Origin of the sequence: Ferruginibacter sp., assembly GCF_014377975.1 — a bacterium.
Lineage (GTDB): Bacteria > Bacteroidota > Bacteroidia > Chitinophagales > Chitinophagaceae > Ferruginibacter.
Genome location: NZ_JACMOO010000137.1, coordinates 1 through 18,543 on the forward strand (window position 1 = coordinate 1; position 18,543 = coordinate 18,543).

At 40.1% G+C, this 18,543-nt stretch carries 16 protein-coding genes; 15 read left to right on the top strand and 1 reads right to left on the bottom strand.

What is annotated here, in order from left to right:
• The 13 genes from H7254_RS08015 to H7254_RS08075 form a co-directional block, all read left to right on the top strand.
• Positions 1-771, top strand: a 771-nt coding sequence (locus tag H7254_RS08015) for an SMP-30/gluconolactonase/LRE family protein (RefSeq protein ID WP_301932474.1), incomplete at its 5' end; no start/stop codon positions are given.
• A gap of 39 nt (positions 772-810) precedes the next feature.
• Positions 811-2,046: a selenocysteine synthase gene (locus H7254_RS08020; RefSeq protein WP_301932475.1), complete on the top strand. Its 1,236-nt coding sequence runs from the start codon at positions 811-813 to the stop codon at positions 2,044-2,046.
• A 58-nt stretch (positions 2,047-2,104) separates the two neighbouring features.
• Complete coding sequence (locus H7254_RS08025) at positions 2,105-2,527, top strand: amidohydrolase family protein (RefSeq protein ID WP_301932476.1); 423 nt, start codon at positions 2,105-2,107, stop codon at positions 2,525-2,527.
• Positions 2,528-2,554: 27 nt separating this feature from the next.
• Entirely contained in the window at positions 2,555-2,974 is a 420-nt protein-coding gene (locus H7254_RS08030) for a hypothetical protein (RefSeq protein ID WP_301932477.1), read from the top strand.
• Positions 2,975-3,073: 99 nt separating this feature from the next.
• Positions 3,074-3,364: a hypothetical protein gene (locus tag H7254_RS08035; protein ID WP_367875426.1), complete on the top strand. Its 291-nt coding sequence runs from the start codon at positions 3,074-3,076 to the stop codon at positions 3,362-3,364.
• A 181-nt stretch (positions 3,365-3,545) separates the two neighbouring features.
• Positions 3,546-5,276: a c-type cytochrome gene (locus H7254_RS08040; RefSeq protein WP_301932478.1), complete on the top strand. Its 1,731-nt coding sequence runs from the start codon at positions 3,546-3,548 to the stop codon at positions 5,274-5,276.
• A 13-nt stretch (positions 5,277-5,289) separates the two neighbouring features.
• Positions 5,290-6,423 (top strand): carbohydrate-binding family 9-like protein, encoded by a 1,134-nt coding sequence (locus H7254_RS08045; RefSeq protein ID WP_301932479.1) that lies wholly within the window; start codon positions 5,290-5,292, stop codon positions 6,421-6,423.
• A gap of 227 nt (positions 6,424-6,650) precedes the next feature.
• On the top strand, positions 6,651-7,115 hold the full coding sequence (locus H7254_RS08050) for a RidA family protein (protein ID WP_301932480.1): 465 nt from the start codon (positions 6,651-6,653) through the stop codon (positions 7,113-7,115).
• A 65-nt stretch (positions 7,116-7,180) separates the two neighbouring features.
• Entirely contained in the window at positions 7,181-8,407 is a 1,227-nt protein-coding gene (locus tag H7254_RS08055; protein ID WP_301932481.1) for an aminotransferase class V-fold PLP-dependent enzyme, read from the top strand.
• A gap of 41 nt (positions 8,408-8,448) precedes the next feature.
• Positions 8,449-10,251 carry an amidohydrolase/deacetylase family metallohydrolase gene (locus H7254_RS08060; RefSeq protein ID WP_301932482.1) on the top strand — a complete coding sequence of 601 codons (1,803 nt, stop codon included), beginning with the start codon at positions 8,449-8,451 and terminating at the stop codon, positions 10,249-10,251.
• A 240-nt stretch (positions 10,252-10,491) separates the two neighbouring features.
• Entirely contained in the window at positions 10,492-11,421 is a 930-nt protein-coding gene (locus H7254_RS08065; protein ID WP_301932483.1) for an RraA family protein, read from the top strand.
• Between the two features lie 72 nt (positions 11,422-11,493).
• Positions 11,494-12,777, top strand: coding sequence for an MFS transporter (locus H7254_RS08070; protein WP_301932484.1), 1,284 nt, complete (start codon positions 11,494-11,496; stop codon positions 12,775-12,777).
• A gap of 485 nt (positions 12,778-13,262) precedes the next feature.
• Positions 13,263-13,985 (top strand): hypothetical protein, encoded by a 723-nt coding sequence (locus H7254_RS08075; protein WP_301932485.1) that lies wholly within the window; start codon positions 13,263-13,265, stop codon positions 13,983-13,985.
• A gap of 436 nt (positions 13,986-14,421) precedes the next feature.
• Here H7254_RS08075 and H7254_RS08080 read toward each other — a convergent pair whose 3' ends face one another.
• Positions 14,422-15,315, bottom strand: coding sequence for a PIG-L deacetylase family protein (locus H7254_RS08080; RefSeq protein WP_301932486.1), 894 nt, complete (start codon positions 15,313-15,315; stop codon positions 14,422-14,424).
• A gap of 159 nt (positions 15,316-15,474) precedes the next feature.
• On the opposite strand from H7254_RS08080, the gene H7254_RS08085 reads away from it, so the two are divergent.
• Together H7254_RS08085 and H7254_RS08090 are read left to right on the top strand one after the other, a co-directional pair.
• Positions 15,475-15,933, top strand: a complete 459-nt coding sequence (locus H7254_RS08085) for a (2Fe-2S)-binding protein (protein WP_301932487.1) — start codon at positions 15,475-15,477, stop codon at positions 15,931-15,933.
• Positions 15,934-15,937: 4 nt separating this feature from the next.
• Entirely contained in the window at positions 15,938-18,082 is a 2,145-nt protein-coding gene (locus H7254_RS08090; RefSeq protein ID WP_301932488.1) for a xanthine dehydrogenase family protein molybdopterin-binding subunit, read from the top strand.
• The last annotated feature ends 461 nt before the right edge of the window (positions 18,083-18,543 follow it).

Genomic DNA, 18,543 nt, shown 5'->3' on the forward strand with positions numbered 1-18,543 from the left:
GAAGGACCTGCAGTTGACAAATCCGGAAACATTTATGCTGTAAATTTCTCTCATGAAGGTACAATTGGCATCATTGCTCCATCTGGTAAACCGTCACTGTTTGTTCAACTTCCGGATAGCAGTATTGGAAATGGAATCAGATTCGACAGCCACGGTAACATGTTAATTGCCGATTACAAGATGCACAATGTGCTTCAGGTGCACATGAAAACTAAAAGTATCAGTGTGTATGCCCATGAAGACAGGATGACGCAACCCAACGATTTAGCAATTGACAGCCAGGACAGAATTTATGCCAGCGATCCGAATTTTAAATTACAAACCGCCCGTGTCTGGAGAATTGATACCAATGGTAAAGTTACTTTACTGGATAGCATGGCTGCAACCGCAAATGGAATAGAAGTAAGCCCTAACGAAAAGAAATTATATGTAGGCGCCGGAAGTGAAGTCTTTTCCTATGATTTATCATCAAACGGAGCAATAAGCAATAAAAAATTATTAATTGAATTTCCTGATTTTGGTACGGATGGCATGCGCTGCGATATAGAAGGAAACTTGTACATCGCACGTTTTGGAAAGGGCACGGTTGCAAAAGTTTCTCCTGCCGGCCAATTGATGAAAGAGATTACATTAACAGGTAAAAGGCCCACCAATGTAGCATTTGGAGGAAAAGATGGATGTACGATTTATGTTACGTTAATGGATATAGGCAATCTTGAAAGTTTTCGCGTAGACGTTCCCGGCCGGGCCTGGAAGATGAAAAAACTGTGATGAAAAAATTCAGGGTATCACTTAGTAAAATAGATAAAGATGAAACGCAGAGATCTTATTAAAGGGTTAACACTCCTGCCAATGGGAGGAAGTTTTATAGGGAACATGCTTCCTGGTGAAGCAATGGCAGGCACCGGTTTCAAACACGGAAGCAAGCGCAACTTAGTGAAAGAACTTGGAATCCGCACTTTCATAAATGCTGCGGGCACCTATACAACTATGAGCGCCTCCCTGATGCATGAGGAAGTAATGGATGCCATAGACCAAAGCGCCAAAGAATTTTGTATGCTGAATGAAGTGCAGGATAAAGTAGGGGAAAGGATTGCTCAAATGTTACATGCGGACGGAGCCATGGTGACTGCAGGTGCATTTTCTGCTTTAACCCTGGGAATGGCAGGAATACTAACAGGCACAGCCCAGGAAAAGATAAAAAGACTGCCTCATCGTTTAGAGGAGGCAGGTATTAAATCAGAAGTATTATTGCAGAAGGGCCATTATGATGGCTATGAACAAGCGCTATACAATACAGGTGTTACTATAATTGCTGTGGAAACAGCAGATGATGTTCACAAGGCTGTTAATGAAAAAACGGCGTCTATGCATTTTTTAAACTGCAACGCACAGGAAGAAAAAATTATGCATGAAGAATGGCTGCAATTAGCCAAAAAATACCATCTTCCTGCTACCATTGATATTGCCGCAGATGTGCCGCCAGTTTCTAATTTATGGAAATATAATGACATGGGTTTTAGTTTTGTTGCGCTTTCAGGTGGCAAAGCTATACGTGGACCACAAAGCGCGGGAATACTAATGGGCAAAAAAGAGATTATTGCCGGAGCCCGGCTAAATGATTCCCCCAACGGTGTAACCATTGGCCGTGGAATGAAAGTGAATAAAGAAGAAATACTCGGCATGTATGCAGCATTGGATAAATACATTAACCAGGATCATGATAAAGAATGGAAAATGTGGGAAGACAATATTGGATTTATCAATGAAGCTGTTAAAAAAGTTAAAGGGGTTACCACAGAAATAACTGTTCCGCCAATTGCGAATCATACGCCGAAGCTGACTATAAGCTGGGATAAAAATATTATTAAAACAACCCGAAAAAATTTAGGAGACAAATTACGTAATGGAGATCCTTCCATAGAATTGATTTCATGGGGAGATCCGGATAATAGTATCAGCCTTACCGTTTTTATGTTAAAGAAAGGAGAGCATAAGATTGTTGCAAAAAGAATACAGGAGGAGCTTGCAGCCGCTTCAGCTTAAATAGCCTGAATTTATTTCGAACAATTCCTTTTTATCAAAAAAAAATCAACAGCTGCTAATGGTAAAATTATACTTTTTATTTTTCTCATTTTTATTTACGGGAGGCTATATCGTCAATGCTCAATGGTATAATATTGTTATTAAGGGGGGCCATGTAATAGATCCCAAAAATAACATCAACCGTGTAATGGATATTGCCATTAATGATGGGAAAATTGCTTTGGTTGCGGCAAACATAAATGCCAAAGATGCAAAACAGGTAGTTAATGCCAAAGGCTTATATGTTACTCCAGGTCTTATTGATATTCATACACATAATTTTTCCGGTAATCATTCCGACCAATATTTAATGGATGCTCCAGGCGCATTGTCTCCGGATGGTTTTACTTTTCGGGTGGGCGTTACTACGGTAGTTGATGCAGGAAGTTCGGGGTGGCGCAATTTTCCACTTTTTAAAGCGCAAACAATCGACAGGTCATAAACAAGGGTACTCGCTTTTCTGAATATTGTGGGATCAGGCATGTGTGGCGGCGCTTATGAGCAAAATGTAGAAGATATGGACCCCAGCATGGCTGCTTACGTTGCCAATGAGTACAAAGAATATATAGTTGGGTTTAAAGTAGCACATTTTGAGCCAGCTCAATGGACAACGGTGGATAGCACAGTGAAAGCAGGAGAATTAACCAGCAAACCTGTAATGATTGATTTTGGTGGTGATGAAAGTCACACGCCATTATCTATTGAAGAATTATTTTTTAAACACTTGCGTCCCGGCGATATTTATACCCACGCATTTGCAGAGCTTAAAAGAAGAGATCCTATCGTGGATATTACTACCAGAAAGCTAAAACCGTTTGTTATAGACGCACAGAAAAAAGGGATTGTTTTTGATGTGGGTTTTGGTGGTGCAAGTTTTGATTTCAGGTAGGCAATACCTGCACTTAAAAGTGGCTTTTATCCAAATTCTATCAGCACCGACCTTCATACAGGAAGTATGAATGCGGCCATGAAAAGTATGTTAAATATTATGTCAATTTTTTTGGCGCTGGGCATGGACCTGCAAAGTGTAATTACAGCCAGCACCTGGCATCCTGCTGTGGAAATAAAATACGAAGAGTTGGGGAATCTGTCAATTGGATCAGTGGCTGATATAGCAGTGCTAAATCTTAGAGAAGGCAAGTTTGGTTTTTGGGATAGAAATGGCTTTAAGGTGAAAGGTAAACAAAGGCTTGAATGCGAAATGACCATTCGGGCCGGCAACATCGTGTATGATTTAAATGGAATCGCTGATCCGGAAGTAATTAAAAGTACTCAATAATATTAAACCGGTTAATCACGGGTGCATTCAACATTTGGTGGGTATTGGCTGTGGCAACAACAAGTGGTTGGTAGAGATACCAATCACGGTTTAAAGTTAATCACTATGATGTTCCTCCCAAACGAAATTAGCAGAGGTCATTCGTAATGCATCCTTAATTACAAAAAAATAAACTCATTTTATGAGATTAGTTGTCTTAAGATTTCTTTTTGCATTCTTACTCATCATAAATCTTACGCAATGTAAAAGGCATGGTCTTCCCCTGGGTGATGCAGATAATGGAGGTCTTGTTTTGCCTGTAGGGTTTGAGGCCGTAGTTGTTGTGGATAGCCTTAAAGGTGCGGTAAGGCATCTTGCTGTAAATTCTAACGGAGATATTTACGTTAAATTAAGATTTCCTTCGGCTGAAGGAGGCAACGCTGCTTTAAGAGATGATGACGGCGATGGTAAGGCAGACATTGTTAAATTTTTTGATGAATACCAGGATAAAAGCAGTTATGGAACCGCCATGCGGATTCACAATGGGTATCTTTATTTCAGTTCTGTTACCAGGATATTCAGGCAGAAGTTAACTCCCGGCGATTTGATACCCGACAGTAAAATAGAATTGATGCTGACAGACACGCAACCTCCACGCCAGCACGATGCTAAACCAATAGCGTTTGATGATAAAGGAAATATGTATGTTCCATTTGGCGCCCCATCTGATTGCTGCCAGGTTGAAGACAGGACACCCTTTTCACCTGGTATGGACTCCTGTCCTATTCTAACGGTAAGGGGAGGAATCTGGCGATTTGATGCAAACAAACCAGGACAATTTCAAAAAGATGGTTATAAGTTTGCAACAGGATTAAGAAGTGTAGTAGCCCTTGAATGGAACAATAAAACCCATAATTTATACACCGTATGTCACGGACGGGACTACCTGCATGCTACCTGGCCCAAATATTTTTCTGAGTGGGAAGGTGCTGTGCTTCCATCCGAAGAATTTCTGGTATTAAAAGATAAAGCTGATGCAGGCTGGCCTTATTATTATTATGATCAGATAAAGGGTAAATTATTACTTAGTCCTGAATATGGTGGAGATGGAAAAATAGCAGGAAAAGCCGCTGAATATACACAACCACTTATAGGTTTCCCTGGCCATTTTGCACCAAATGATTTATTGTTTTATACAGGTAACCAATTTCCTGAACACTATAAAGATGGCGCTTTCATTGCTTTTCACGGATCTACCAGCAGTGCACCCTATCCCCAATCTGGCTATTTTATTTGTTTCGTTCCATTTAAAAATGGCGCACTTTCAGGGCCCTGGGAAGTTTTTGCAAATGGTTTTGCCGGCGTTGATACTGTTGTTAATACCAGTGATGCCAGATACCGGCCAATGGGTTTAGCAATGGGACCTGATGGTTCGTTATACATTTCCGATTCAGAGAAAGGAAAAATTTGGCGGGTAATGTATAAAGGAGATAGTACCATTAAATTTGGACAGGCGCAATTATCCAAAATGGCTAAAATAAAACAGCGGGCATCTAATATAAAATTGCCCGATATTGTTGCAGATAACCTGGACAGAGGAACTGTAAACAACGCAGGAAAGTTATACAATACCTATTGCGGCGTTTGCCACCAAAGGGATGGGATGGGCAACGATCGTTTTCCCCCTTTAAGTGGTTCTGAATGGGTTATAGGTGATAAAATGGTTCCCATAAATATTGTTCTAAATGGTCTGGAAGGGGAAGTGTATGTTAAAGGAAAAGCGTATAATAATAAAATGCCACGCCTTCACCTTTTGCCAGACGAAAATATAGCGCAGATTTTAACTTATGTCAGGCAAAATTTTAATAATAAAGCGGATACGGTTACAGTGGAAGATGTAGTAAAAGCAAGGATGGCGTTGGGTAAAAAGTAAACAAGAATTTAAAATGAGAAAAATAAAAAGTTTATCTGTTGCAGGTATTGCAATGGCTCTGTTATTTTATGGAGCAGCAAATGCCCAGGACAGCAATACCAGTTATAACAGGCTATTGCAAATTCCTTTGCAGTACACGGTATTGAGAACAACAGAAAAAATGATCATAGATGGAAAAGAGGATGAAAAGGATTGGAGCAAAGCATCCTGGACACCGAAGTTTACAGATATTGAAACGGGAAGCCAAATTGATTCAATACAGGAGGCAAGGTGTAAAATGCTGTGGGATGATGATTTTTTATATTTATTTGTAAAATTTAAAGAGCGTGATTTATGGGCTTCCATACATACTCATGATGCACAGGTTTTTCAGGATAATGCATTCGAAATGTTTATTTCTCCCGGTGGAGAAACGTATAATTATTTTGAATTTCAGATAAATGCTTATGGCACTGTCTGGGATTTATTTATGCCTAAGCCATATCGTAATGGAGGAATAGGGTTAACCAGTTGGGATATAAAAGGATTACAAAAAGCTGTTTATTTAGATGGCACTCTAAATAATCCCAATGATACGGATAGAAGCTGGAGCATTGAATTGGCGGTGCCTTTAAGCTCGGTTAGCATGAATGGCAGCCACAATCCTTCCATTGGAACTATATGGCGTATGAATTTCTCCAAGGTGCAATGGAAGCTGGATACAGTAAACGGAGCCTATGTGAGGCAAAAAGATAAGGTGACCGGTAAATTATTTCAGGAACATTATTCTGTATGGTCGCCACAAGGAATTATTAATTTACATTATCCGGAAAGATGGGGCTACGTTCTTTTTTCTGATACATTATCAACCAACAGTTTTCTTACTCCCCAGACTGAAAAATTGAAATTACTTCTCTGGAAATATTATTACATGCAACAGGAATTTAAAAGTATAAATGGAAAATATGCTGCTACATTAAAACAATTGGATATCATTAATAGAGGCGAAAATGGGTTAACAGCAAAGGACTCCGACATACAAATGCATGCGGATGAAAAACAGTTTTGGATACAGGTATTTTTGCCTTCATCAAATGAATATATGAGTGTTGACAATGGAGGAGAAATTCATGTCGAAAGTTCCGGTCAATTAAAAATAACTAATTAAAAAAACAGGTATCTTGACATAATATTCTTTGAATAGAATGTTTTGAGGAATGGAGATAATTTCATGGCCCTATGTTTTAAATGCGAGTTAAAACATAGTAAGAACTTTTGATGTGATTGCACCCAAATTGGCTTCAATATTTAAAACAACCCGTTGTGATGTGGTTTCAGGAATTAAAATAATCATCTGCATCTGATAAATATTTATAAACCATTTAAAACAAAATTATGCAAACAGAAAGAAGATCAGCCATTAAAAAATTATTAGCGTCTGTAACTGCCATTGCAGGATTGGGATTGGCAGCCAAGGCAACAGCTATTACCGGAAACGACAAAGTAGCTGGAAGTATAACTACTTCTCAGGATGTGCCCTTGTTCTCGGGTCATACTATACACAATGGGGTAGTGTACATTGCAGGAAAAGGCGCCCACGTGGCACCGTTTGAAATTAAAGCACATACAGAAATAGTATTACAGGAATTGGAAAAAGAATTAATTAAGGCAGGGTCATCAATGGAAAAAGTTTTAAAAGTAGGTGTATTTTTAAATGACATAGCTGATTACCAGGGAATGAATGAAGTGTATAAAGGCCGTTTTGGGAAAAATCCACCTGTTCGCACTACAGTAGCGGTAGCAAAAGGCGGTGTGCCTGGCGACTCACTGGTTGAAATGGATTGTATAGCTTATTTGTAATATCAACAGAAACCAACTCAAAGAAATACATTCAATAAAAAATGAGGGCCTGATAAATCTATAACATGAAAAGAAGAGATATTATTAAAGGGTTAAGTTTATTGCCGCTTTCCGGCGGAATAATCGGAGGAATATTTACTTCCAAAACAGTATTTTCGGAGTCAAAACAAAAGCGCGACAGGCGGGATTTGTTTGAAGAATTAGGGGTAACCAAGGTAATCAATGCAGGCGTAACGATGACTTTTTTATCCGGTTCGCTGATGATGCCGGAAGTATTGGATGCCATTAATTCAACAAGCCATGATTTTGCCAATATGTTTGACCTGCAGGATAAAGTGGGGGCAAAGATAGCAGAGATGTTACAGTGCGAAGATGCGATGGTAACATCAGGTGCAGCCTGTGCAATGGTGTTGGGAACCGCAGCAGCCATCACCGGCAAAGACCCCGAGAAGATAAAGCTAATTCCAAATCTTCCAGGACCCAGGCCTGAAGTGATTATGCTGAAAAGTCACCGGTACCTGTTTGACCAGGCTATTACCACAACAGGAGCAACCATTATAGAAGTGGCAGGGCCCGATGAGATGGATAAAGCTTTTAACAGTAATACCGTACTTGCTCTTTTTTATAATGCAGCCGGAAGTTCAAGCGTTTCGCATGAAGAATTTATAGCACTGTGCAAAAAGCATAACATACCTTCTTTTATAGATGCAGCGGCAGATGTACCCCCGGTTGAAAATTTATTTAAGTATCAGAAAATGGGTTTTGACCTCGTTACTTTTTCCGGTGGCAAAATGATCCGTGGCCCTCAAAGCGCCGGATTATTATTTGGCAGAAAGGATCTGATAGAAGCTGCCAAACTCAATCACAGTCCGCACGAAGCACCCATAGGCAGACCTATGAAAGTAAATAAAGAAGAAATGTTTGGTATGTACGCCGCATTAAAATCATATCTCGAACGTAACCATCAGCAAGAATGGGATGGTTGGCTTGAACGTATTGAAAAAATAAAGAAAAAGGTAACACAGGTGGAAAGTGTGCAAGGAGAAACGTATATAAATCCCGGTCCTGCAAATGCTTTTCCTACCCTTTATGTAACATGGGATCAGGAAATTGTGAAGATGACAGCAAATGATGCGCAAGCTGCGCTTCAAAAAGGCACACCATCTATTGTAACCAATGTGACCACCAAAGATGGAAGCAAGGTGTTAAGCGTTGGGGTAGTTTTATTAAGACCAGATCAGATAGACATTGTAGCCCGGCGCGTAAGGGAAGTTTTAAAACACGCCATTTAATTTTTTTTGCAGTAAACCCTAATTATAAAACAAAAAAATCAATGAAAAAAACATCACTGATTCTGATAACCCTGACTACATTTTTCTGTAATTATGCTTTTCCTCAAAACTATAGTATCGTCATAAAGGGAGGTCATGTAATTGATGCAAAAAATAATATTGATGCGGTAATGGATGTTGCTATCGACAATGGTAAAATCAGTTTGGTAGCAAAAAATATTAATGCTGCTAAAGCATCCCAGGTTGTAAATGCCGAAGGGATGTACGTTACGCCAGGGTTAATAGACATTCACACCCATGTTTTTTGGGGTACAGAACCTAATCATCAATATGAAAATGGAAACCTGGCCATTCAGCCTGATGGATTTACCTTTAGCAATGGGGTTACCACTGTTGTGGATGCCGGAAGTTCAGGCTGGCGTACCTTCCCCACTTTTAAGGGCCAAACGATTGATGTTTCTCAAACCAGGGTACTAGCCTTTTTAAACATTGTAGGCGAAGGCATGCGGGGTGGTTATGAGCAAAACAAAAACGATATGGATTCCAAAATGTCGGCCCAGGTAGCCAGACAATATAAAGATATTATTGTTGGGTTTAAACTGGCACATTATGAAGGCTACGACTGGGCGCCTTTAGACATGGCTGTACAAGCAGGTAACCTCGCTGGAGGTATTCCTGTAATGGTAGATTTTGGCGGAAGCCAGCCGCCGCTTTCAATTGAAGAATTATTTCTAAATCACCTGCGTCCCGGAGATATCTTTACACACTGCTTTGCGCAGTTGGGCAGCAGGGAGTTTATAATAGATACCACTACCAAAAAGGTAAAACCCTTCGTTTGGGAAGCATCTAAAAAAGGCATTATTTTCGATGTAGGCTACGGCGGCATCAGTTTTGCCTACAGCCAGGCTATACCGGCAATAAAAGACGGTTTTTATCCCAATTCCATCAGCACCGACTTGCATGTAGGCAGTATGAATGCCGCAATGAAAAGCTTTCTTACTACGGCGTCAAAATTTTTAGCAATGGGTATAGATCTTAAAACGGTAATTACACAAAGTACCTGGAATCCGGCCAGGGAAATCAATCACGAAGAACTTGGAAATTTATCAGTGGGATCAGGTGCAGATGTGGCCATACTCAGCATCAGAAAAGGTAAATTCGGCTTATTTGATTATACTGGTTATAAACTGGTAACCGATAAAAAGCTGGAATGCGAAATGACCATAAGAGATGGCAGAATTGTATACGATTTAAATGGCATTGCCAATCCGGTCATGGCTTCCCTGCGCCCTATTGCCGTTACAACAACCAATACTACCAGCAATTTTTACGACTGGTACAACGAAATAAAATCAGGTAATGACCTTAAATTAACTCCCCATAAAAGCATCAACCAGGCGGAGTTCTTCAGGCAATATCGTAAAAATAGCAGCTGGTGGGATAAAGCATTTACATTTTTAAAAACAAAGGAACTTGCTCAACTTACTCCCGGTATATACGTGATCGATTCCGGAAACGTGATTGCAACAGTTTCTCAGGGACCCGCCAAAAAAATGGAAGAGGTAAAATGGGAAGCTCATCGGAATTTTAATGATCTTCAATACATTATAAAAGGGAAGGCACTTATGGGCCTCGCATGCGTCGCCGACACCAGAGCAGCGCTTACAATACCCTATTCCAATACAACGGATAACATGAATTTTACAAATGAAGGCGGCGAATATTTTGATGCAGATGCGTCCACCTTCTTTATTTTTTCTCCGCTCGAAATGCACCGGCCAGTTATTAAAGTACCGGAGAATGAGGATGTGAAAAAAATCGTCATTAAGGTGAGGGTTCCATAAAATTGCCCTGATATTAATAATAAAAAATACAACGCATTGAATTGTTTTGTAAAAAAAATATTGAATAAGGGTGGATTTTATCATATGTAAGGTTGGTGCTTCCATCAACCCGGGCAGTCCGCCGTAGGCGGTCTATCCACCAACCACTTTCAACCGGGCGATGCTACATCCGAAAGCTATCGGATTGGAAATATACCCGTTGATAAAAGTTATTCTTTTAAATTAAATTAAACTAAAATAATGAAAGTTAATAAAGCTATAATTGGGGTGATTTTTTTTTGTATTTTCTCCTGCGGCCATGGTAATGCACAAACCATTTCTAAAGATGAATTGATATTTCTTACATCCCAATGGAAAGGAGAAAGGTTTGCAGATGGGCGTCCAAAAATTCCAGATGATTTATTGATAAGGGCACGTAATATAGGCCTTGATGATGCATGGACCGTTTTAAAAAATTTTGGATATCTAAACCAGTTTGAAGGTGGCTGGAAAATGGTAAATGACAGCACCCCGGTGATCGGCCGTGCGGTTACTGCCATGTACCTTCCTTCCCGTCCGGATGTAGAAAAAAACATTAAGGAACGGGGCTTAAAAGAAGGTCGTAAGGGTAGCACCAATGCATGGCTCATAGATATGCTTACCAAAGGAGATGTTTATGTGGCCGATGGTTTTGGTAAAATTGCAGGAGGCACCTTGATTGGAAGTACACTGGGAAATTCCATCTACAGCAAATCAGGGAATGGCGTAGTTTTTAATGGTTCAGCCCGTGACCTTGCAGGCTTATCTGAAATAAAGGGATTTAATGCATTTGTGCGTGATTTTCATCCATCTTTTTTGGAGGGAATGGTGCTCATGGGTCTTAATACACCTATCCGCATAGGGAATGCCATCGTGTTACCCGGCGATCTGGTTATTGCAGGCAGAGAAGGGGTTCTTTTTATTCCGGCTCAACTGGCCGACCAGGTTATCACTACATCAGAATTTGTTACGTTAAAAGATAAATTTGGTTTTGAAATGGTAAAAACCAATAAATATTCCACAGGCCAGATAGACAGCCAGTGGACTGATGACATAAAACAAATTTTCCTTAAATGGCTTAGCCAACATCCGGAGTTAGGAAAAATGAATAAAGAAAAATTAGAAGAAATTATGAGTAAGAGAACCTGGTAATTTGAATCTGAATAAAACCGTTACAGAATATCTTTCCATTGTATAAAAAAATTTAAAATAATTAAGCAGGATATGCCCAAACCTTTAGCCAAAAAACGCTGGTATCGATTAATTCCGATTGTCTTTATTACCTACAGTCTTGCATACCTTGACAGAGCCAATTTCGGATTTGCATTGGCAGGTGGAATGGGCCACGATCTGAACATTACGGCAGCCATGTCCTCCTTACTTGGCTCGCTCTTTTTTCTTGGCTATTTTTTTTTTCAGATTCCCGGCGCATTGTACGCTGCCAACAAGAGTGCCAAATTATTAATTTTTTGGTCCCTGATTTTGTGGGGCTTGCTGGCAATGGCTACAGGTATGGTGCATAATGTAAGTCTGCTAATTGTAATTCGCTTTATGCTTGGCGTAGTAGAAAGTGCTGTAATGCCATCCATGCTTATATTTTTAAGCAGATGGTTTACAAAAGCAGAACGCTCAAGAGCCAATACCTTTCTGATTCTTGGCAACCCCGTTACCATTTTATGGATGTCCATCCTGTCGGGACACCTGGTAGGAACGTTGGGCTGGCGCTCGATGTTTATCATAGAAGGAGCACCGGGAATCATATGGGCATTTTTTTGGTGGTACCTGGTAAATGACAAAGTAAAGGATGCCAAATGGCTGTCTGAATCTCAGAAAGCTGACGTGGAAGAACAATTACTATTAGAACAACAAAGTATTAAGCCGGTAAAAAATTATGCAGAAGCCTTTAAGTTACGGGTGGTGATTTTATTGTGCCTTCAATATGCGTTGTGGAGTGTAGGGGTATATGGCTTTGTAATGTGGCTGCCTTCTATCATTAATGCGGCCCCCAACATGGATATAGTAACAACAGGCTGGCTATCTTCAGTTCCTTATATTCTGGCAATAATCATGATGTTGGTAACCTCTTATTATTCCGACAGGACCTTAAAGAGAAAAGAATTTATCTGGCCGTTTCTTTTGGTGGGAGCTTTAGCTTTTTACGGATCGTATTTAGTTGGAACCAGTAATTTCTGGCTGTCGTTTATATTACTGGTGATTGCCGGTGGAGCAATGTACGCACCGTATGGGCCTTTCTTTGCCATCATTACAGAGATTTTGCCGGGCAATGTGGCCGGAGGAGCCATTGCACTTATCAATAGCTTTGGAGCTCTAGGTTCTTTTCTCGGGGCCTATTTGGTTGGATATTTAAACGGTACTACCCATAGTTTTGATGCTTCTTATATTTTTATGTCAGGCTCTTTGTTTATGTCTGCATTGATAACCATTATAGCGCTAAGAAAAAAGGAAGTGCTGTATCCACAACTAAAGCTGGCTAAAAAAGGCCACTGATACAACAACGGCGTATGATTAAAGAAAAGCCGGATTGGAAAAGTATTAAAATTAAAAATCATTTTTTCATTAACCTTACGTTACATCCGTCAGTAAGAATCCTTGCTGTTAATTTGTTTAGTTTATCCAGTTTTCTTTTTGGACAATCACTACAAAAAATAAGTTTCTTTAATAAAATAATTTCACGAGGCTTCCCGGCCAAAAAACTATTTTAACCAGGTTTGGTAGGTACAATATCAATTTCGGAAACTACTTGCTTCTTACTCAAATTTTTGAAAATTGACATTTTTGAAAATTATTCTGTTCAGTTTTGGCCCAGTTTGGATTGTGGTCTATTCGCTTTCAGTAATCTGTTGGCTTTACAAAAAAAGTAAACTGAGCATTTTTTTATTACAGCCATTGTAAACTACCGGCTTTAAAATTTTTGCAGACAATCCGAACATAGCAGTACTTCGTTTGTAAACGATGTTATTAAAATATAATTTATGAAATTTTTAATATGCTTCTTACTCATTAGTATTTCTTTATCAGCCTCACCACAGCAGCAAGAAGATAAGGGAACCGGTAAAAAAGTTCATTCTTTCCCCCTGATTATACGCGGTTTAGGTTCCAGTTTTCAACAGTTTGATGGCCTTAACAGCCGCATTGCAAATTTGACCCAATATGAAAAATTGCGGAATGATGCAGCTGTAATAAGTTTGGGCTGGCTTAAAGAAAAGCATCGTTTTATTTCTATAGCGGGCATCACCGCAGGTAGCACCATGAGTGGTCACCAGGACAAAAAAAGCAGCTCCATTCGTTATCTTGGCTTTAATGCTGATCTTGGATACAACCTGTTTAAAAGCGAAAAAATAATGCTTTATCCATTAGCTGGTCTTGGGTTTCAACAGTACCAGGCCATTTTTTACAAAGATAATTCCGGTGTTAATTTTGACGATGTTTTACAATCAACTGCTTTACAAAACAGCATCAGTTCTGTAAAGGTTAATAATGCATTTTTTGTGTATCGCCTTGGCTTTGGTGTTACAGTAAAATTTCCTAAATGTCCATCCGGATCAATAGGCATACAGGCTGGTTATACAGGCAGTTTTAAAAAGAATAACTGGAGGAGTAATGAAAGCCAGGTGTTGAATAATGCTCCAGAAGATAAAGTAAGTCAGTTTCATGTAAGTCTTATATTTATCAACAAACCATGGATGATGAAATAGCATCCACGTTTATATTTTTTATTTTTATCTGGCCTCCCATTTTATGATTATAGAACTTTCTTTTCATTCAAATCTAACTATTTCTGTAATTTTTACAGGCTGATAAAACCTAAGGTCGCTTGCCTAATTACCAAAACTGCTGTTGGGGTAATGATGTAAGTTTGTTACTAGGGCTATAGGTTTATTTTCATTGGTGTAACTCGCTTTTATCGCCTCAATTAAGGCTCAAAAAGGTGTTTGAAAAAAGTACTATTGCTGGTGTTTGTTAGCGGCAATTAAAATCATGAATACCATTTACTTATTTTGCCATAAATAAGTAAATACAGGAAATAAGTACTTGTGCGAAAAAAAATCATTTCCTCTGTAGCGGGGTCTCTACTGTTTCTGTTAATACCTGCGCTCACGACATCCGATACTATCACGCCAACTACTTTTTTTATTTTATCAGCATTGGAAATAATCTTCTGATCTCTGCTTCATCCGGTTGTGTTCCATACTCGCATATTTCAAATGCTTCTGCATATTTTGCCTGAGCGGCTTTGTCTTCACCATACCATTTTGCCAGCGACGTTTTTATTGCAGGAGTGATGGGTTCAACCCATTTTGTTGCCAACCATTTTAAGCGGTCACTTTTATTTTTTGGCACTTCGTTTAAATAATGACCTATCCATGGCAACCATTCGTATACCTGCGACACATGCGCATCTAACCCTAAAAGTTTTTGTTCATTTACATTGGTAATATCAACCGCGATATCCGGACGGAAAGGATTGGGCCTTTGAAAATTATCCTGGAAATATAAAAACACCGGGTTCTTTTTTAGTGCCGGAACATCGGACGCAACATTGGGTACAGAAACCATATAAGCTGCATCCTGTACCAATATACCTGTATATCGATGGTCGGGGTGATAATCATTTGGCCTTGGTGCAATCACTACATCGGCGTTCCATTCCCTAATTTTTCTGATGATCTCCAGCCGCACTTCCAATGTTGGCATCAGCAAGCCGTCATGGTTACCAAGCACATCGTATTTTATTCCGAGACGTTTGGCCACTTCCTGTGTTTCTTCATATCTGCGTTTGGCCAGCGCCACACCTTTCATTGTCTGGTGACCGGCATCGCCATTGGTTACGGAAAGAAATTTTACAGCATAGCCCATCTTCGCAAAAATTGCAGCAGTGCCACCGCTGTTTACATCGCAATCATCCGGGTGTGCGCCAATCATAATGATGCGGATCTTGCCATTGGGGGCTTGTGCAAAAACGCTGGTGATACTGCTGATTAAAAAAATAGAAATCAATACAAACAGAAAGTGTGTTGGCTTCATATAATTCGGTTTAGTGATTATAAAGATATAGTTTATTAGAAAGTAAAAAGATAGCCCCCGGTTTCGTTCACCGTAAATAGCGAAATAAATAATTCTGAAATTTACCCAAACTACTAAGTGTAAAATTTTGTAATTTTATAATTATAAAAAAACTATCACATGCCGGTTTATAATTTACAGATAAATGGTCATCAGCTTACCGCAGATGTGGCTGAAGATACTCCATTGTTATGGGTGCTAAGGGATCACCTGGGACTGGTTGGCACCAAGTATGGGTGTGGCATTGCGCAGTGCGGCGCCTGTACGGTACACATGAATGGTACTGCCATACGATCCTGCTCATTACCTGTTTCAGCTGTTAAAACTGCAGTCATTACTACTATTGAAGGACTTTCTGCCAACGGGGACCATCCCTTGCAACTGGCATGGGACGAAATAGATGTACCCCAGTGCGGGTATTGCCAGGCGGGCCAGATTATGACGGCGGCTGCGCTGTTAAAAAGAAATCCTCACCCTACCATAAAAGAAATTGAAGATACCATGCATGGAAATATTTGCCGTTGCGGTGCTTACCACCGTATTCGCGAAGCAGTAAAATTAGCCAGCACAAAAATTTAAAAACATGCAACAGTCAAATACTTCCCGGAGAGATTTTTTAAAAATAACTACGTTTACCGGTGGCGGCCTGTTACTGGGCTTTAGCTGGTTTGGCGCAGAGGGCGAAATGCCCACGGTAATCAACACACTGCCATTGGATAAAAGTATCGGCTTTAACAGTTACCTGTCTATTACTGCGGATGGTGTGATTACCATCTATTCTCCAAATCCTGAATTGGGTCAAAATATTATGACTTCTTTTCCAATGATTGTTGCAGAAGAACTGGATGCGGACTGGACAAAAGTAAAAGTTGAACAGGCTGCGCTGGATACAAAAAGTTTTGACCGGCAGTTAACGGGCGGTAGCGGTGCTATACCCCATTCCTGGAAAAGATTGAGAAACGCAGGTGCTACAGCAAGGGCAATGCTCATTCAGTCGGCAGCCACTCAATGGAATGTTCCATCAACTGAATGTACTGCCAGCAATGGGTTTGTGTTGCATGCAGCTACGGGTAAAAAAGCAGGCTTTGGTGAACTGGCTGCAAAAGCTGCAACCTTACCAGTACCTAAAGATGTTGTACTGAAAGACCGTAAAGATTTTAAGATCATTGGCCAGTCAGTAAAGAACGTGGCCAACAAAAGTATTGTAACCGGTAAGCCCTTGTTTGGTCTGGATTTTTACCGTGAAGGCATGCTGTTTGCAATGATACAGCGGCCACCAGCCTTTGCTTCAAAAATAAAAACGGTTGATAGCACTGCCGCCAAAGCAATGCCCGGTATTGTAGAGGTAGTGGTTTTTAAAAATAACGTGGCGGTAGTGGGTAAATCAACCTGGGAAGTAAACAAGGCAAGAAAGCTGCTAAAGATTGAATACCAAAATGACGGCTTTGTTGAAAGTACCAGCGATCATAACGCCATTTTTACAACTGTGATGGCCGACGGCAAACCGGAAGTAAAAAGAAAAGATGGGGATGTGGAAGCGGCTTTTAAAACAGCAGCAAAAATTATAAAAGCCGAATACCAGTGTCCGTTTTTATCGCATGCACCAATGGAGCCAATGAATTTTTTCGCTCATGTAAGACCCGATGGCGTTGAATTGGCGGGCCCTTCGCAAACTCCGGCCAGTGCACGTACCGCGGTATCTAAATTATTAAACATTACCGAAGATAAAATTACCTTAGAGCTTACAAGGCTGGGCGGTGGCTTTGGCCGGCGTTTAAAGTTTGATTATGTGGTAGAAGCTGCAGAACTATCCAGTATTATTAAGGCGCCTGTAAAATTAATCTGGACAAGAGAAGATGATGTTACAGGGGGCAATTATCGCCCTGCGGTGAGGTATCACTTTGAAGCTGCATTGGACAGTGCCGGAAATTTAGTGGGCTATAAATGCCGTGGTGTTGGCCTTAATGCCGGCAACCTTGTTCGGGAAGATAACTTTCCATCGGGTGCGGTGGATAATTTACTGATAGAAAGTATTGATTACAAATCGCCAATTACAACAGGAGCATGGCGTGCACCGATCACTAATTTTTTAGGATTTGCAGAACAGGCTTTTATTGATGAAGTGGCACAGGCGGCAGGTAAAGATCCGGTACAGTTCAGGCTGGAGCTTTTAACCAAAGCAAGAACTACTCCTGTGGGTGCCATCAAATATAGCATCGACCGAATGGAAGGCGTGATAAAGATGGCAGCAGAAAAATCTGCGTGGAGTACTAAAAAGCCCGGTGTTTTCCAGGGCTTCAGTGTTTACTTTTCTCATCAGAGTTATGTAGCGCAGGTTTGCGAGGTAATGATGCAGGCGGGTAAGCCAGTTGTAAAAAAGATTTATGCCGTAGCAGATTGCGGACAGGTGATTAATTTAAGTGGTGCCCGTCAGCAGGTAATGGGTGGAATTATTGATGGGCTTGGTCATGCCATGTACAGCAAACTAACGTTTAAAAATGGGGCCAGCGAACAAACAAATTTTCACAATTACCGGTTAATCCGTATGAAAGAGATTCCGGAGATTGAACCATATTTTATAGATAATGGTATTGACCCCACCGGGTTGGGAGAACCGGCTCTGCCACCTACCGGAGGCGCAGTAGCCAATGCAATTTATAAAGCCACCGGCAAGCGTTTAAGAAAACAGCCTTTTATTGATGAGGAAGTTTTTACTGGTAAAGTGTAAGCCAAATAAGGGTGTTTTTCCGTCCGCCTTTTTTTGCCGGATTATTTTTCAATCAGTGCAATTTTTGTGAATGGCAGAATTTGGTAACGACATATCAGCTATAGTAATAATGATCTTGCCTAAAAATTAGTGTTAGTCTGTTTAAGTAAAATCAATGGAATGGTGTTGAAGGAATGCTTTTATTTTATCTGCATGTACACATAGGCCAACATGCAAAAAAGGGTAATTGGATACTTTGGATTTTTTACCGTTGTTTACTTTTAACCGAATCAATAACTATTTATTTATGCTGCAGGCTTTAGTAATTTTTACACTACAAAAAAGCAAATTGAGAAAGATAAAAATTTGTGATAAAATGTGAAATTAAAATGCAACTGTTGTTTGAAACAACTCAGAATGAATCACGCCGGTAGTTTCGTCCAGTGCAACAAATACTTTACCCTTTAAAATAAAATTTTGCA

Coding starts and splice junctions, on each gene's coding strand:
- H7254_RS08055 (WP_301932481.1), top strand. CDS start 7,181: ATGAAAAGAAGAGATATTATTAAAGGGTTAAGTTTATTGCCGCTTTCC.
- H7254_RS08050 (WP_301932480.1), top strand. CDS start 6,651: ATGCAAACAGAAAGAAGATCAGCCATTAAAAAATTATTAGCGTCTGTA.
- H7254_RS08060 (WP_301932482.1), top strand. CDS start 8,449: ATGAAAAAAACATCACTGATTCTGATAACCCTGACTACATTTTTCTGT.
- H7254_RS08045 (WP_301932479.1), top strand. CDS start 5,290: ATGAGAAAAATAAAAAGTTTATCTGTTGCAGGTATTGCAATGGCTCTG.
- H7254_RS08035 (WP_367875426.1), top strand. CDS start 3,074: ATGTCAATTTTTTTGGCGCTGGGCATGGACCTGCAAAGTGTAATTACA.
- H7254_RS08065 (WP_301932483.1), top strand. CDS start 10,492: ATGAAAGTTAATAAAGCTATAATTGGGGTGATTTTTTTTTGTATTTTC.
- H7254_RS08040 (WP_301932478.1), top strand. CDS start 3,546: ATGAGATTAGTTGTCTTAAGATTTCTTTTTGCATTCTTACTCATCATA.
- H7254_RS08020 (WP_301932475.1), top strand. CDS start 811: ATGAAACGCAGAGATCTTATTAAAGGGTTAACACTCCTGCCAATGGGA.
- H7254_RS08090 (WP_301932488.1), top strand. CDS start 15,938: ATGCAACAGTCAAATACTTCCCGGAGAGATTTTTTAAAAATAACTACG.
- H7254_RS08080 (WP_301932486.1), bottom strand. CDS start 15,315: ATGAAGCCAACACACTTTCTGTTTGTATTGATTTCTATTTTTTTAATC.
- H7254_RS08075 (WP_301932485.1), top strand. CDS start 13,263: ATGAAATTTTTAATATGCTTCTTACTCATTAGTATTTCTTTATCAGCC.
- H7254_RS08085 (WP_301932487.1), top strand. CDS start 15,475: ATGCCGGTTTATAATTTACAGATAAATGGTCATCAGCTTACCGCAGAT.
- H7254_RS08025 (WP_301932476.1), top strand. CDS start 2,105: ATGGTAAAATTATACTTTTTATTTTTCTCATTTTTATTTACGGGAGGC.
- H7254_RS08070 (WP_301932484.1), top strand. CDS start 11,494: ATGCCCAAACCTTTAGCCAAAAAACGCTGGTATCGATTAATTCCGATT.